Below are 12,719 nucleotides of genomic sequence, written 5' to 3' on the forward strand. Positions count from 1 at the left end.
GGAGGCGTCGATGCAGACCGTCGGCAGGTGCCTGCAGCATACGTTCACGGCGGCACGGGTGACCGGCATCGTCGTCCTTACGGCGAATCGTATCGCTGCGTCCCTCATGACCTCCGACAGCCCTGGCGGCGTCCATTTTCCACTAAGTCCTGGCCGGTCATGGTGGCATACGGACGCTATCAGGGCTGTTTGCGTCCGTTTTCAACCAACACTTGATTAATCCTAGTGGAATACGGACGCAAACAGCCCTATCAGCGTCCGTTTTCGACCAAGACAACGGTGTCTCGCGTCGGAAACGGCCCTCCTGATGCCGGTGCTCCGTCTCGCCGTCGCTCATCCCCGCCGCTCATCCCGGAGCGGCAGATACGAAAGAGGCCGGGAATCCCATTACGGAATTCCCGGCCTCTTAGTCGAGATCAGACGGTCTCAGTGATGTCGAAACGACTCACTCAGCGGTCTCGGTGGTCTCCTCGGCAGCGGTCTCGGCCGGAGCCTCTGTGGCCTCGGTCACCTCGGCGGCAGGAGCCTCATCGGCGGCAACCTTGGTGGCGGCCTCGGCTTCCTTCACAACGGCCTTCTTGGCGACCGGCTCGGTGACGAGCTCGATGATGGCGCCCGGAGTGGCATCGCCGCGACGCGGAGCGATCTTGACGATACGGGTGTAGCCACCCTCACGCTGCTCCATCTGCTCGGCGATCTGGGTGAACAGAGCGTGCACCACGGACTTGTCGCGGATGACGCGCATCACGCGACGACGGGAGTGCAGGTCACCGCGCTTCGCGAAGGTGATCAGGCGCTCAGCCAGCGGACGAAGACGCTTCGCCTTCGGCAGCGTGGTGGTGATGCGGCCGTGCTTGAACAGGCTGGTGGCCATGTTCGCGAGCATCAGACGCTCATGGGCCGGGCTGGACGCCAGGCGCGGGCCCTTCTTGGGTGTAGGCATAGTTACTCCTTATGGCCGTCGGATTCAGGTGGGCATGTGCCCGAACATCCGAATCCGACGGAATACTTCAACGGAAAGCTAACGTCACTCGTCTTCCGGCGAGAAGAACGTGGTGCCTTCCAGGTTGTTGGTATCGAATCCCAGCGGCGAGGACTTCAGCGACAGACCCATGGACTGGAGCTTGTCCTTGACCTCATCGATGGACTTCATACCGAAATTGCGAATATCCAGCAGATCCTGCTCGGTGTGGGACACCAGCTCGCCGATGGTGTGGATGCCCTCGCGCTTGAGGCAGTTGTAGCTGCGCTGCGTGAGGTTCAGATCCTCGATCGGCACGGCCATCTCAGGGTTGGTCTCCTCCGCGACGGGAGCGGGACCGACCTCGACGCCCTCAGCCTGCACATTGAGCTCACGGCACAGGCCGAACAGCTCAACGAGCGTGGAACCGGCCGAAGCCACCGCATCACGCGGAGAAATGGCGGGCTTGGTCTCCACATCCAGGATAAGCTTGTCGAAATCCGTGCGCTGTTCGACGCGCGTGGCCTCGACCTTGTAGCTTACCTTGAGCACCGGGGAGTAGATGGAATCAACCGGGATACGGCCAATCTCATCAGTATCCTGCTTGTTCATCTGCGCGGGCACGTAGCCGCGGCCACGTTCCACGGTGAACTCGATCTCGAGCTCGCCGTCCTCGTCGAGAGTGGCGATGTGCTGGTCGGGGTTCGCGATGGTGACCCCGGCAGGCGGGGTGATGTCACCGGCGGTGGCCTCGCCCTTGCCGCTCTTGCGCAGATACATGACCACGGGCTCGTCGTACTCGCTGGTCAGCACGATGCCCTTGATGTTCAGCAGAATCTCAGTGACGTCTTCCACAACCCCCGGCAGAGTGGTGAACTCGTGCAGGGCGCTGGAGATACGCACGGAAGTGACCGCTGCGCCCGGGATGGAGCTCAGCAGTGTGCGGCGCAGCGAGTTACCAAGCGTGTATCCGAAACCGGGCTCAAGCGGCTCGATGACGAAACGGGAACGCTGCGGGTTGAGTGATTCCTCGGTAAGTGTCGGACGCTGTGCGATAAGCACTGTGGTTATCCTTTCAGCTTCTGGTCGGTGGTGCACTCACCGTCCATAAGCACGTTTGGATGGATGAGATTGCTGGTAGTGCTCAGACGCGACGACGCTTCGGGGGGCGAACGCCGTTATGCGCTTGCGGGGTGACGTCGGTGATGGAACCGACTTCGAGTCCGGCGGACTGCAGGGAGCGGATGGCGGTCTCACGACCGGAACCCGGGCCCTTCACGAACACGTCGACCTTCTTCAGGCCGTGCTCCATGGCCTTGCGGGCCGCGGACTCGGCTGCCATACCGGCGGCGTACGGCGTGGACTTACGGGAGCCCTTGAAGCCGACGTCACCACCGGACGCCCAGGACACAACGGCGCCGGACGGGTCGGTGATCGAGATGATGGTGTTGTTGAAAGTGGACTTGATGTGAGCCTGTCCAACCGGGATCGACTTGCGATCGCGGCGACGCACAGGCTTACGAGCGGCTTGCTTTTGCGCTGCCATTGACCCTCGTTTCCTAGTAACGAATTGTTGTTGGTGTCCGGACGATGGGGCTTTGAGGCTCCCGTGGCCCGGATCGTGTCACCTATTACTTGGTGGCCTTCTTCTTTCCGGCGACCGTGCGCTTCGGGCCCTTGCGGGTACGCGCGTTGGTCTTGGTGCGCTGGCCGCGCACAGGAAGTCCCTTGCGGTGACGCTGGCCTTGGTAGCAGTTGATCTGGATCTTGCGGCGGATGTCCGCGTCGATCTCACGACGCAGGTCACCTTCGATCTTGTAATTGCCTTCGAGGTAATCACGCAGCGTGATGAGCTGCTCATCCGTCAGATCCTTGACGCGAATGTCCGGATTGATTCCGGTCGCGGCAAGCGTTTCCTTCGCACGAGTACGACCCACACCGAAGATGTAGGTGAGGGCGATCTCGATGCGCTTCTCATTGGGGATGTCGACTCCGGCAAGACGTGCCATTGCGATTCCTTCTGTTTCTACGCAGGTCGTGCACCGAGTCTTCCGGTCTCCCGGCCCGGGCCTGCGCACCCGGGGTTCAAGCGCAGCTCCTGGTGGAACCTCGCCTGTGACTCAGCGCCTGTATTCTGTTGTTGCCGCTGGATCTGCTCTCAGCCCTGACGCTGCTTGTGGCGCGGGTTCGTGCAGATCACCATGACGCGGCCGTGACGACGGATCACGCGGCAGTTTTCGCAGATCCTCTTCACACTAGGGCTGACCTTCATGGTTTTCCTTTGCTTGTACCTTTTTACTTATACCGGTACGTAATACGACCGCGGTTCAGGTCGTACGGGCTCATTTCAAGCACGACGCGATCCTGCGGGAGGATGCGGATGTAGTTCTTCCGCATCTTTCCGGAAATCGTCGCCAGCACGATGTGCTTGTTCTCGAGTTCGACGCGGAACATCGCGTTCGGCAACGCTTCCACAACCTGACCTTCGACTTCAATCACACCGTCTTTTGCCATAAGCCTGTAATCCAATCCTCGGGTGTATTACACTAACGTGCCCTAAGACACGCCAACTTACTAATATACACGAAAACCGGTATTTGCAACACTGGGCGTGTCGCGCATACCGGTTTTGTGTGAAGGCATCTCTTCAGGCACTCCGAACTACGGTCTGCAGCCGGTCGGCTCTCAGCCAAGCGCCTTCACGATGTTCGCCTGAATGGCGTCGATGTCGCCGACTCCATCGATGGCGACCAGCTGGCCACGGTCCTTGTAGATGTCGAGCAGCGGAGCGGTCTCCTTGGCGTACGTGGCCAGACGCTTGGCGATCGCCTCAGGGGTGTCGTCAGAACGGCCCTGCTCCTTGGCGCGCTTGGCGATGCGTTCCATGAGGACGTCATGGTCGGCGTCGAGCGCGACGACCTTGTCCAGCGGCGTGCCGAGTTCGGCGAGCATCGCGTCGAGCGCCTCGACCTGGGAGGCGTTGCGCGGGTAGCCGTCGAGGATCCAGCCGTTCTTGGCGTCGTCCATGGCCAGACGGTCCTTGACGATCTTGTTGGTCAGCTCGTCGGGGACCAGCTCGCCCTTGTCGGTGTACTTGAGCGCCTCAAGGCCGAGCTCGGTCTTGTTCTTGATGTTGTAGCGGAAGATGTCGCCGGTGGAGATCGCCGGGATGCCGTAGTGCTCGGCGAGGAGAGCGGCCTGGGTGCCCTTGCCGACGCCCTGCGGACCCATGATGAGAAGACGCATGTGATGCTCCTTATCGTCGTGATAGATGATTATTGGATGAAAACCTTGAGGTTACTGTACCGGAACCGGACCGGTACGGAAGGCTCCCCACCATCCGAACGGACGATGGGGAGCCTGTAGGTCACGCGACGGTGACGACCGCTATGCGCGGAATCACTTGCCTTCCTTGTGATCGATGTCCTCGAGCAGGAAGCCGGTGTACTGGAACTGCTCGGTCTGGGCCTTCGCCTGACGCAGGGTGTCGAGGCCGACGCCCGCGATGATCAGGATGGTCGTGCCGCCGAACGGCAGCTTCGCGTTCAGGTTGAGGGCCATGATGAGGACCGTCGGGATGAGCGCCACGAACAGCAGGTAGACGGCGCCGACCGTGTTGAGGCGGTTCATCACATAGCTCAGGTAGCGGCTGGTGGCGTTGCCCGCACGGATGCCCGGGATGAAGCCGCCGTACTCCTTCATGTTGTCCGCGGTCTCGTCCGGGTTGAACGTGATCGAGGTGTAGAAGAAGCAGAAGAACACGATCATCAGCGCGTAGAGCACGATGTACCACACGCTCGTGGTGTTCGCCAGGTTGTTGTTGATCCACGTGGCCCAGTTAGCGCTCGAGTCGAACTGCGCGATCAGGGTCGGGATGGCCAGAATCGAGGAGGCGAAGATCGGCGGGATGACGCCGGACATGTTGATCTTCAGCGGCAGGTAGGTGGAGGAGCCGCCGTACATCTTACGGCCGATCATGCGACGGGTGTACTGCACGGGGATACGACGCTGGCACAGCTCGACGAAATCGACGAAGATGAGGATGACCACGAGCACGCCCGTGACGATGCCGAACTTCATCCAGTCGCCGTCGGTGCCGTTGGTGCCCCAGCCGATCTCCCACAGCTGCGGCAGGAAGCCGGAGCAGATGGACATGAAGATAAGGATGGACATACCCTGGCCGATGCCCTTGTCGGTGATGAGCTCGGCCATCCACATGATGAGGCCGGTGCCGCCGGTCATGATGAGCACCATGACCGTGAGGTTCCACACGGAGCCGTCCGGAATCGGCGAGGAGCACAGGTTGTTGAACAGCGCGCCGGAGCGGGCGGTCACCAGAATCGTGGTGGACTGCAGCACGGCCAAGCCGATGGTGAGGTAACGGGTGTACTGCGTCAGCTTGGCTTCACCGGACTGGCCCTCCTTGTGCAGCGCCTCGAAGCGCGGGATGACCACGCGCAGCAGCTGCACCACGATGGATGCGGTGATGTACGGCATGACGCCCAGCGCGAAGATCGACAGCTGGATCATGGCGCCACCGGAGAACAGGTTCACCAGACCGATGAAGTTTTCCTGGCTTCCGCTCAGGGTGGTGATGCACTCGTGCACCATCTTGTAGTTCACACCCGGCGTTGGGATGAACGATCCGATGCGATAGATAATGATCATGGCCAAGGTGAAGAGGATCTTATTCCTCAGTTCCTTGGTCCGAAAGGCCTGGATTAACGTCCTCACAAGGATTCCTTTCCGTTGTGCGCACCTGCGCACCGAAGCAAACAGACTCTAACCGTCGAGTCTAGCGTACGGGGTCTACCCAAGACACGCATATCTCACGTTCTTCGCCGGCGACCTCCACTGAACCCGGCTTGCAGCGCCCCTATGTCACATGCTGCCACGAACTGCCATATGACGAATATGGCCCTCACCCGCCGTAGCGGGGAGGGCCATATTCCATCAGTCATTGCCTGACATGTCCCCTGGGATCATCAGTCCTCGGAGACGGAACCGCCGGCGGCCTCGATCTTGGCCTTGGCGGAAGCGGACGCCTTGACGCCCTTCACGGTGAGCGCCACGGTGATGTCGCCATCGCCGAGCACCTTCACCGGGTTGCCGCCACGGACGGCACCCTTGGCAACCAGATCCTCGACGGTGACTTCGCCACCGTTCGGGAACAGCTCGCCGAGAGCCGACACGTTGACGACCTGATACACCTTCTTGAAGGGGCTCTTGAAGCCGCGCAGCTTCGGCAGGCGCATGTACAGCGGCAGCTGGCCGCCTTCAAAGCCCGGACGAACCTGGTAGCGCTTCTTCGTACCCTTGTCGCCACGACCCGAGGTCTTGCCCTTGGAACCCTCACCGCGGCCGACGCGGGTACGGTCCTTCTTGGCGCCCGGGGCGGGCTTCAGGTTGTGCATCTGCAGGATCTCATCATCATTCGCCATGATCAGTCAACCTCCTCAACGGTAACGAGGTGACGGACCGCGAGGATCATGCCGCGGGTAGACGGCGTATCTTCGCGAATCACGCTCTGGCCGATCTTGCGCAGGCCAAGGCTCTGGACCGTAGCGCGCTGGACGGGCGTACGGTTCACGAGGCCGTGGTGCAACGTGATCTTCAGGTTAGCCATCACTCACCATCCTTCTGTTCGGCGGCAGCCTTGGCCTTGGCCTCTTCACGGGCCTTCTTGGCTTCGGCGATGCCGGCGGCGCGAGCGCGGAGCATCGCGTCGGGGGCGACCTCGTTGAGAGCGAGGCCACGGCGGGCGGCGATCTCCTCCGGCTCCTCAAGCTGCTTCAGGGCGGCCACGGTGGCGCGAACCATGTTCACGGCGGTGGCGGAGCCCATCGACTTGGTGAGGATGTCGGTGATGCCGGCGCACTCCATGACGGCGCGGACCGGGCCGCCGGCGATAACGCCGGTTCCCGGGGCGGCCGGACGGAGCAGCACGGTGCCGGCGGCATCGTGGCCGATCACCGGGTGGGTGACGGTGCCACGGACGCGCGGAACGGTGAACATGTGCTTCTTGGCGTCCAGCTGGCCCTTGGCGATGGCCGCCGGGACCTCACGGGACTTGCCATAGCCGACGCCGACGGTGCCGTTGCCGTCACCGACCACGACGAGAGCGGCGAAGCTGAACGTACGGCCGCCCTTGTGGGTCTTGGACACACGGTTGATGGTCACCACGCGGTCGAGCAGCTCGTCGCCCTTGTTCTCCTCGCGGCGGTTGCGACGGTCGCCACGACGACCCTCGCCACGCTGGCCGCGACGGGACTTGCGCTCGTCGTTGTTGTTCTCGGGCGCCGCAGTGTTCTGAGTTTCTTCAGCCACTTGGGTTTCCTTCTGGGTTTCGTTGTCGCTCACAGTGCCAGACCTCCCTCGCGGGCGCCTTCAGCGACGGCTGCGACGCGACCGGTGTACTTGTTGCCACCGCGGTCGAACACGACCTGCTCGATGCCCGCGGCCTTGGCCTTCTCGGCGACCAGCTGGCCGACCTTCTTGGCGGCCTCGACCTTGGTGCCTTCGAAGCCCTCGAAGTCGGCGGTCAGGGTGGAGGCGCTCACCAGGGTGTGGCCCTTGGTGTCGTCCACGATCTGGGCGACCATGTGGCGGTTGGAACGGGTGACGACGAGACGCGGACGCTCCGGGGTGCCGGAGATGCGCTTGCGCAGGCGGGCGTGACGGCGCTTGAGCGAAACCTTCTTGCCCTTACCGAGAATCTTGACGCTCATATCACTTACCAGCCTTTCCGGCCTTGCGCAGGATGTGCTCGTCCGCGTACTTGATGCCCTTGCCCTTGTAGGGTTCCGGAGCGCGAAGCTTGCGGATGTTCGCGGCAACCTGGCCAACGACCTGCTTGTCGGTGCCCTTGACGACCACTTCGTTCGCGTTCGGCAGTTCGAACGTGATGCCTTCCGGCGGGTTCACGGTGATCGTGTGGGAGTAGCCGAGGGAGAACTCGATGCCCTTGCCCTTCATCACGGCGCGGTAACCGGTGCCGACGATGAGCAGGTGCTTCTCGTAACCGTCATGCACGCCCTTGACCATGGACGCGATGATCGAGCGGCTCAGGCCGTGCTTGGCACGGGTGGGACGCAGATCGTCGGCGGCGGTGACGATGATTTCGTTGCCTTCGACCTTAGCGGTGATGCCCTCGGGAATCACGTAGGAATCGGAACCCTTGGCGCCCTTGGCGGAAAAGTTCTGACCCTCGATGTTGACTTCCACGCCAGCCGGAATGGTGACGGGGAGCTTACCAATATGCGATGCCATGATCTAGCTCTCCCTTCTCACCACACGTAGGCGACGATCTCGCCGCCGATGCCCCGGTCGAGGCATTCCTTCTGAGTCAGCAATCCCGAGCTGGTCGAGATGATGGCGATGCCGAGGCCACCCAGCGGCATGGGCAGGGAGTCGGACTTCGCGTAGCGACGCAGGCCCGGCTTCGAGATGCGCTTGATGCCCTGGATGGAACGCTCGCCGTTGGGGCCGTACTTGAGGGTGACCTCAAGGGTCTGGCCGACCTTGGCTTCCTTGGCGGTGAAGTCCTTGATGTAGCCTTCACGCTTCAGGATCTCGGCGATGTTCGCCTTGAACTTGGAGTACGGCATGTCGACGGTCACGTGCTTCGCCGCACTCGCGTTACGCAGACGCGTAAGCATGTCTGCGATCGGATCTGTCATTGTCATGTGGGCTTGTTGCCCTTTCTCGCCGTGGTTTCCGCCGCCCTCGCCCCTCGTCATGCGAGGGGTTCGGGCCGCGGACCTTCAGCGTCGATGTTTACCAACTGGACTTAGTGACTCCGGGCAGCTCGCCGCGGTGGGCCTTCTCACGAAGGCAGATGCGGCACAGGCCGAACTTGCGGTAGACGGAGTGGGGACGACCGCAGACCTGGCAGCGCGTATAGGCACGCACCTTGAACTTCGGCTTGCCGGCCGCCTTCATTTTCAGAGCGGTTTTTGCCATATCAGTTCTCCTTGAAGGGGAAGCCGAGGTGCTTAAGGAGCACGCGGGCTTCCTTGTCGTCCTTGGTGCTGGTCACCACGGTGATGTCCATACCGCGACGGTGATCGATCGAATCCGGATCGATCTCATGGAACATGGACTGCTCAGTGAGACCGAAGTTGTAGTTGCCCTGACCATCGAACTGGTTGCCGTTGATGCCGCGGAAATCGCGGATACGCGGCAGGGCCAGCGTCAGCAGACGATCCAGGAACTCCCACATGCGGTCGCCACGCAGGGTGACGAACGCGCCGATGGCCTGGCCCTCACGCAGGTGGAACTGCGCGACGGACTTCTTCGCCTTGGTGATCTTCGGCTTCTGGCCGGTGATCAGCGTGAGGTCCTTGACTGCGCCTTCGATGAGCTTGGAGTCGCGGGCAGCGGCGCCGACACCCATGGAGACGACGACCTTCTGGACACGAGCGACCTGCATCGGGTTGGAGTACTTGAACTCCTTCTCGAGCTCGGGAACGATGACGTCCTTGTACTGCTGCTTCAAGCGCGGAGTTGCCGGCGCCTCGATAGTGCTATCGGTCATGCCAGCTCCTTTCCGGACTTCTTGGCGACACGCACGCGCACGGTCTTCACCTTGCCGTCACGGGCCTCCTGCTTAACGATCACACCGACGCGGGTCGGCTGCTTGGTCTCCGGGTCGATGACCATCACGTTGGAGCGATGGATCGGAGCTTCGACGGAGACGATGCCGGACTGCTGTCCCTGCTGGTTGGCACGGACGTGCTTCTTGACCATCTGCACGCCCTCGACGATCAGACGGTCGTTGGGGAGCACGCGGGTGACGGTGCCCTCCTTGCCGCGATCCTTGCCACGGATGACCTTGACCAGGTCGCCGCTCTTGATCTTGGCTACCATGTCAGATCACCTCCGGGGCGAGGGACACGATGCGCATGAAGCGCTTGTCGCGCAGCTCACGAGCAATCGGTCCGAAAATACGAGTGCCCTTCGGTTCACGGCCGGAGCCGAGAATGACGGCGGCGTTCTCGTCGAACTTGATGTAGGAGCCGTCCACACGACGGTGCTCCTTGACGGTGCGGACGACAACGGCCTTGACCACGTCGCCCTTCTTGACCGACCCGCCAGGGATCGCATCCTTGACGGAGGCGACGATGATGTCGCCGAGGCCGGCATAGCGTCGCTTCGATCCGCCGAGCACTCGGATGGCCAAAAGCTCCTTGGCACCCGTGTTGTCGGCGACATGAAGCCGCGTTTCCTGCTGAATCATTGATTCTCCTTAGCCGAGCTGGTTCTCCCCGAACACCCCGCCCACCTGTACCAGCATGGGCGGGGTGGCTCGCGGAGCCTTGCCGAACTTGTTACTTAGCGCGCTCGATAATGGACTCGAGACGCCAACGCTTGGTCTTGCTCAAAGGCCGAGTTTCCATAATACTCACGAGGTCGCCAATTTTCGCCTCGTTGTGTTCATCATGGGCCTTGACCTTCTTGGTGGAACGAACAACCTTGCCGTACAGCGGGTGGGTCGAACGCTTCTCGAGCTCCACGGTGATCGTCTTCTCCATTGCGGTGGAAACGACGTAGCCGCGGCGAACCTTGCGGAAATTACGCTCAGTAGTTTCAGCCATGATCACTTCTCCTCAGACTTGGTTTCGGTAGCCTCAGGCTCCTGGCTGATGCCGAGCTCACGCTCACGCAGGACGGTGTACATCCTGGCGATGTCGCGCTTGACCGCCTTGAGGCGGGCAGTGTTGGTGAGCTGACCGGTCGCATGCTGGAAGCGCAGGTTGAACAGCTCTTCCTTGGACTTCTTGAGGAAGCCCTCGATCTCTGCGTTGGTCTTCTCGTTCAGATTCTTGATTGCGTAATCAGCGGTACCGACTGCCATCAGATATCACCACCTTCACGTGCGATAATGCGGCACTTCATCGGAAGCTTGTCGATGGCGCGGCGCAGGGCCTCGCGGGCGACTTCCTCAGAGACACCGCCGATCTCGAACATCACACGGCCAGGGTGGATGTCCGCGATCCAGAACTCGGGAGCACCCTTACCGGAACCCATTCGGGCGCCGAGAGCGTGCTTCGTGAGCGGACGATCCGGGAAGATGTTGATCCACACGCGGCCGCCACGCTTGATGTAACGGGTCATGGCGATACGAGCAGCCTCGATCTGACGGTTGGTGATGTAGGCCGGCGCAAGAGCCTGGATGCCGTAATCACCGAACGCGATCTCGTTGCCGCCCTTGGACATGCCATGACGGTCAGGACGGTGCTGCTTACGATATTTGGTCCTCTTTGGGATAAGCATCAGCTCACTCCTTCGTTTCCGTTGCGGCAGGAGCCTCGGCGGCGCCAGCGTTCTGGGCGGCCGGTGCAGCCTCGTTCGCGGACTTCTGCTGGGAGCCTGCGCCACGGTTGCCACGGCGCGGGCGGCGATCGCCACGACGGCCCTGACGGTTGTTGTTCTGCTGAGCCTGCAGCTCCTCGAACTCACGCTCGGTCATGTCGCCCTTGTAGATCCACACCTTGACGCCGATGCGGCCGTAGGTGGTCTTGGCCTCGAAGAAGCCATAGTCGATCAGGGCGCGCAGGGTCTGCAGCGGGACGCGACCCTCGCGGTAGAACTCGGAGCGGCTCATTTCAGCGCCGCCGAGACGACCGGAGAGCTTGATGCGGATACCCTTGGCACCGGCGCGCATGGCGTCTTGCTGGGCCTTGCGCATCGCGCGACGGAAGGTGACACGGTTGGTCAGCTGCTCAGCGATGCCCTGCGCGACGAGCTGGGCGTCCAGCGCGGCGTTCTTGACCTCGAAGATGTTCAGCTGAACCTGCTTGCCGGTGAGCTTCTCGAGCTTGGCACGGACCTTCTCGGCCTCGGCGCCACGGCGACCGATCACGATGCCCGGGCGAGCGGCGTGGATGTCCACGCGCACGCGGTCACGGGTGCGCTCGATCACGATCTTGCTCACGCCGGCGCGCTCGAGATCCTGGTTCATGACCTTGCGGATCTTGTCGTCCTCGAGAACGAAGTCGCTGTAACGCTCGCCGACCTTGTTGGAATCGGAAAACCACTTGGAACGGTGGTTCTCAGTGATGCCCAGACGGTATCCAAACGGATTGATCTTCTGACCCATCTCAGCGATCCCCTTCCTTGTTGGCAACGATGACCGTGATGTGGCTCGTGCGCTTGTTGATGCGGGCGGCACGACCCTGGGCGCGGGCGCGGAAACGCTTGAGCGTCACACCCTCGTCCACGTAGGTGGTCTTGACGACCAGGTCGTTCTCGCGGAACGGCTCGCCGGCGCGGTCGGCCTTAACGCGAGCGTTGGCGATGGCGCTCTCCAGGGTCTTGCGCACGGGCAGTGCGGCAGCCTGAGGAGCGAACTTCAGAATGGTAACGGCTTCGGTCGCCTTCTTGCCTCGGATGAGGTCGACCATGCGGCGAGCCTTGCGCGGCGTCACGCGGACGTGACGAGCGATTGCTTTAGCTTCCATAAGTCATTCTCTCCTTTAGCGGCGGGCCTTCTTGTCGTCCTTCACGTGACCCTTGAAGGTCTTCGTGGGGGCGAACTCACCGAGCTTGTGACCGACCATGGCCTCGGTGACGAACACCGGGACATGCTTGCGGCCGTCGTGAACGGCGAAGGTGTGTCCGATGAAATCAGGGGTGATCATCGAACGACGCGACCACGTCTTGATGACGTTCTTCGTGCCCTTCTCGTTCTGCTCGTCGACTTTCTTCTGCAAGTGGGCGTCGACGAAGGGGCCCTTCTTGATGCTACGAGTCATCT

Annotated in this window: 24 protein-coding genes; all 24 read right to left on the reverse strand. The window is 61.8% G+C overall.

Annotation, left to right across the window (positions count from 1 at the left end):
* Positions 1–445 precede the first annotated feature (445 nt).
* Positions 446–943, reverse strand: a complete 498-nt coding sequence (gene rplQ, locus F7D09_RS03015; RefSeq protein WP_152233954.1) for a 50S ribosomal protein L17 — start codon at positions 941–943, stop codon at positions 446–448.
* Between the two features lie 84 nt (positions 944–1,027).
* Positions 1,028–2,023 carry a DNA-directed RNA polymerase subunit alpha gene (locus F7D09_RS03020; RefSeq protein WP_152233955.1) on the reverse strand — a complete coding sequence of 332 codons (996 nt, stop codon included), beginning with the start codon at positions 2,021–2,023 and terminating at the stop codon, positions 1,028–1,030.
* 82 nt (positions 2,024–2,105) lie between these two features.
* Positions 2,106–2,507: a 30S ribosomal protein S11 gene (rpsK, locus tag F7D09_RS03025; RefSeq protein WP_152233956.1), complete on the reverse strand. Its 402-nt coding sequence runs from the start codon at positions 2,505–2,507 to the stop codon at positions 2,106–2,108.
* Positions 2,508–2,592: 85 nt separating this feature from the next.
* The gene (gene rpsM, locus F7D09_RS03030) at positions 2,593–2,970 is read right to left on the reverse strand and encodes a 30S ribosomal protein S13 (RefSeq protein WP_003808138.1); all 378 of its coding nucleotides are present in this window, start codon (positions 2,968–2,970) and stop codon (positions 2,593–2,595) included.
* A 149-nt stretch (positions 2,971–3,119) separates the two neighbouring features.
* Positions 3,120–3,233: a 50S ribosomal protein L36 gene (gene rpmJ / locus F7D09_RS03035; protein WP_003814578.1), complete on the reverse strand. Its 114-nt coding sequence runs from the start codon at positions 3,231–3,233 to the stop codon at positions 3,120–3,122.
* Between the two features lie 23 nt (positions 3,234–3,256).
* Entirely contained in the window at positions 3,257–3,475 is a 219-nt protein-coding gene (gene infA / locus F7D09_RS03040; RefSeq protein ID WP_003808114.1) for a translation initiation factor IF-1, read from the reverse strand.
* A gap of 171 nt (positions 3,476–3,646) precedes the next feature.
* On the reverse strand, positions 3,647–4,207 hold the full coding sequence (locus F7D09_RS03045; protein ID WP_152233957.1) for an adenylate kinase: 561 nt from the start codon (positions 4,205–4,207) through the stop codon (positions 3,647–3,649).
* A 153-nt stretch (positions 4,208–4,360) separates the two neighbouring features.
* Positions 4,361–5,695 (reverse strand): preprotein translocase subunit SecY, encoded by a 1,335-nt coding sequence (gene secY / locus F7D09_RS03050; RefSeq protein WP_152233958.1) that lies wholly within the window; start codon positions 5,693–5,695, stop codon positions 4,361–4,363.
* Between the two features lie 251 nt (positions 5,696–5,946).
* Positions 5,947–6,402 (reverse strand): 50S ribosomal protein L15, encoded by a 456-nt coding sequence (gene rplO / locus F7D09_RS03055; RefSeq protein ID WP_152233959.1) that lies wholly within the window; start codon positions 6,400–6,402, stop codon positions 5,947–5,949.
* Positions 6,403–6,404: 2 nt separating this feature from the next.
* On the reverse strand, positions 6,405–6,587 hold the full coding sequence (rpmD, locus tag F7D09_RS03060) for a 50S ribosomal protein L30 (RefSeq protein WP_152233960.1): 183 nt from the start codon (positions 6,585–6,587) through the stop codon (positions 6,405–6,407).
* On the reverse strand, positions 6,587–7,321 hold the full coding sequence (rpsE, locus tag F7D09_RS03065) for a 30S ribosomal protein S5 (protein ID WP_152233961.1): 735 nt from the start codon (positions 7,319–7,321) through the stop codon (positions 6,587–6,589). The genes rpmD and rpsE overlap by 1 nt, the downstream gene beginning before the upstream one ends.
* The gene (rplR, locus tag F7D09_RS03070; protein ID WP_152233962.1) at positions 7,318–7,689 is read right to left on the reverse strand and encodes a 50S ribosomal protein L18; all 372 of its coding nucleotides are present in this window, start codon (positions 7,687–7,689) and stop codon (positions 7,318–7,320) included. Before rplR ends, rpsE begins: the two co-directional genes overlap by 4 nt.
* Position 7,690: 1 nt before the next feature.
* A complete protein-coding gene (gene rplF, locus F7D09_RS03075; protein ID WP_152233963.1) occupies positions 7,691–8,230 on the reverse strand; it encodes a 50S ribosomal protein L6 in 540 nt (179 codons plus the stop codon).
* A 17-nt stretch (positions 8,231–8,247) separates the two neighbouring features.
* Complete coding sequence (gene rpsH / locus F7D09_RS03080) at positions 8,248–8,646, reverse strand: 30S ribosomal protein S8 (RefSeq protein ID WP_152233964.1); 399 nt, start codon at positions 8,644–8,646, stop codon at positions 8,248–8,250.
* A gap of 91 nt (positions 8,647–8,737) precedes the next feature.
* Positions 8,738–8,923 (reverse strand): type Z 30S ribosomal protein S14, encoded by a 186-nt coding sequence (locus F7D09_RS03090; RefSeq protein ID WP_152233966.1) that lies wholly within the window; start codon positions 8,921–8,923, stop codon positions 8,738–8,740.
* Between the two features lies 1 nt (position 8,924).
* A complete protein-coding gene (gene rplE, locus F7D09_RS03095) occupies positions 8,925–9,497 on the reverse strand; it encodes a 50S ribosomal protein L5 (protein WP_152233967.1) in 573 nt (190 codons plus the stop codon).
* Entirely contained in the window at positions 9,494–9,829 is a 336-nt protein-coding gene (rplX, locus tag F7D09_RS03100; protein WP_152233968.1) for a 50S ribosomal protein L24, read from the reverse strand. The genes rplE and rplX overlap by 4 nt, the downstream gene beginning before the upstream one ends.
* Before the next feature lies 1 nt (position 9,830).
* Complete coding sequence (gene rplN, locus F7D09_RS03105) at positions 9,831–10,199, reverse strand: 50S ribosomal protein L14 (protein WP_152233969.1); 369 nt, start codon at positions 10,197–10,199, stop codon at positions 9,831–9,833.
* Between the two features lie 91 nt (positions 10,200–10,290).
* Complete coding sequence (rpsQ, locus tag F7D09_RS03110; RefSeq protein ID WP_152233970.1) at positions 10,291–10,557, reverse strand: 30S ribosomal protein S17; 267 nt, start codon at positions 10,555–10,557, stop codon at positions 10,291–10,293.
* A 2-nt stretch (positions 10,558–10,559) separates the two neighbouring features.
* The gene (rpmC, locus tag F7D09_RS03115; RefSeq protein ID WP_152233971.1) at positions 10,560–10,817 is read right to left on the reverse strand and encodes a 50S ribosomal protein L29; all 258 of its coding nucleotides are present in this window, start codon (positions 10,815–10,817) and stop codon (positions 10,560–10,562) included.
* On the reverse strand, positions 10,817–11,236 hold the full coding sequence (gene rplP, locus F7D09_RS03120; RefSeq protein ID WP_152233972.1) for a 50S ribosomal protein L16: 420 nt from the start codon (positions 11,234–11,236) through the stop codon (positions 10,817–10,819). The genes rpmC and rplP overlap by 1 nt, the downstream gene beginning before the upstream one ends.
* A gap of 4 nt (positions 11,237–11,240) precedes the next feature.
* Positions 11,241–12,062 carry a 30S ribosomal protein S3 gene (rpsC, locus tag F7D09_RS03125; protein WP_152233973.1) on the reverse strand — a complete coding sequence of 274 codons (822 nt, stop codon included), beginning with the start codon at positions 12,060–12,062 and terminating at the stop codon, positions 11,241–11,243.
* Between the two features lies 1 nt (position 12,063).
* Positions 12,064–12,423 carry a 50S ribosomal protein L22 gene (gene rplV / locus F7D09_RS03130; protein ID WP_152233974.1) on the reverse strand — a complete coding sequence of 120 codons (360 nt, stop codon included), beginning with the start codon at positions 12,421–12,423 and terminating at the stop codon, positions 12,064–12,066.
* A 15-nt stretch (positions 12,424–12,438) separates the two neighbouring features.
* Positions 12,439–12,717: a 30S ribosomal protein S19 gene (gene rpsS / locus F7D09_RS03135; RefSeq protein WP_003814508.1), complete on the reverse strand. Its 279-nt coding sequence runs from the start codon at positions 12,715–12,717 to the stop codon at positions 12,439–12,441.
* Positions 12,718–12,719 lie beyond the last annotated feature (2 nt).

This window comes from Bifidobacterium leontopitheci, assembly GCF_009193355.1.
GTDB classification, from domain to species: domain Bacteria; phylum Actinomycetota; class Actinomycetes; order Actinomycetales; family Bifidobacteriaceae; genus Bifidobacterium; species Bifidobacterium leontopitheci.

What these genes read in the sequence shown, in the direction of transcription:
- rplQ (WP_152233954.1), bottom strand. Translation starts at nt 943, where the DNA reads ATGCCTACACCCAAGAAGGGCCCGCGCCTGGCGTCCAGCCCGGCCCAT.
- rpsK (WP_152233956.1), bottom strand. Translation starts at nt 2,507, where the DNA reads ATGGCAGCGCAAAAGCAAGCCGCTCGTAAGCCTGTGCGTCGCCGCGAT.
- rpsM (WP_003808138.1), bottom strand. Translation starts at nt 2,970, where the DNA reads ATGGCACGTCTTGCCGGAGTCGACATCCCCAATGAGAAGCGCATCGAG.
- rpmJ (WP_003814578.1), bottom strand. Translation starts at nt 3,233, where the DNA reads ATGAAGGTCAGCCCTAGTGTGAAGAGGATCTGCGAAAACTGCCGCGTG.
- infA (WP_003808114.1), bottom strand. Translation starts at nt 3,475, where the DNA reads ATGGCAAAAGACGGTGTGATTGAAGTCGAAGGTCAGGTTGTGGAAGCG.
- F7D09_RS03045 (WP_152233957.1), bottom strand. Translation starts at nt 4,207, where the DNA reads ATGCGTCTTCTCATCATGGGTCCGCAGGGCGTCGGCAAGGGCACCCAG.
- rplO (WP_152233959.1), bottom strand. Translation starts at nt 6,402, where the DNA reads ATGGCGAATGATGATGAGATCCTGCAGATGCACAACCTGAAGCCCGCC.
- rpmD (WP_152233960.1), bottom strand. Translation starts at nt 6,587, where the DNA reads ATGGCTAACCTGAAGATCACGTTGCACCACGGCCTCGTGAACCGTACG.
- rplR (WP_152233962.1), bottom strand. Translation starts at nt 7,689, where the DNA reads ATGAGCGTCAAGATTCTCGGTAAGGGCAAGAAGGTTTCGCTCAAGCGC.
- rplF (WP_152233963.1), bottom strand. Translation starts at nt 8,230, where the DNA reads ATGGCATCGCATATTGGTAAGCTCCCCGTCACCATTCCGGCTGGCGTG.
- rpsH (WP_152233964.1), bottom strand. Translation starts at nt 8,646, where the DNA reads ATGACAATGACAGATCCGATCGCAGACATGCTTACGCGTCTGCGTAAC.
- F7D09_RS03090 (WP_152233966.1), bottom strand. Translation starts at nt 8,923, where the DNA reads ATGGCAAAAACCGCTCTGAAAATGAAGGCGGCCGGCAAGCCGAAGTTC.
- rplE (WP_152233967.1), bottom strand. Translation starts at nt 9,497, where the DNA reads ATGACCGATAGCACTATCGAGGCGCCGGCAACTCCGCGCTTGAAGCAG.
- rplX (WP_152233968.1), bottom strand. Translation starts at nt 9,829, where the DNA reads ATGGTAGCCAAGATCAAGAGCGGCGACCTGGTCAAGGTCATCCGTGGC.
- rplN (WP_152233969.1), bottom strand. Translation starts at nt 10,199, where the DNA reads ATGATTCAGCAGGAAACGCGGCTTCATGTCGCCGACAACACGGGTGCC.
- rpsQ (WP_152233970.1), bottom strand. Translation starts at nt 10,557, where the DNA reads ATGGCTGAAACTACTGAGCGTAATTTCCGCAAGGTTCGCCGCGGCTAC.
- rpmC (WP_152233971.1), bottom strand. Translation starts at nt 10,817, where the DNA reads ATGGCAGTCGGTACCGCTGATTACGCAATCAAGAATCTGAACGAGAAG.
- rplP (WP_152233972.1), bottom strand. Translation starts at nt 11,236, where the DNA reads ATGCTTATCCCAAAGAGGACCAAATATCGTAAGCAGCACCGTCCTGAC.
- rpsC (WP_152233973.1), bottom strand. Translation starts at nt 12,062, where the DNA reads ATGGGTCAGAAGATCAATCCGTTTGGATACCGTCTGGGCATCACTGAG.
- rplV (WP_152233974.1), bottom strand. Translation starts at nt 12,423, where the DNA reads ATGGAAGCTAAAGCAATCGCTCGTCACGTCCGCGTGACGCCGCGCAAG.
- rpsS (WP_003814508.1), bottom strand. Translation starts at nt 12,717, where the DNA reads ATGACTCGTAGCATCAAGAAGGGCCCCTTCGTCGACGCCCACTTGCAG.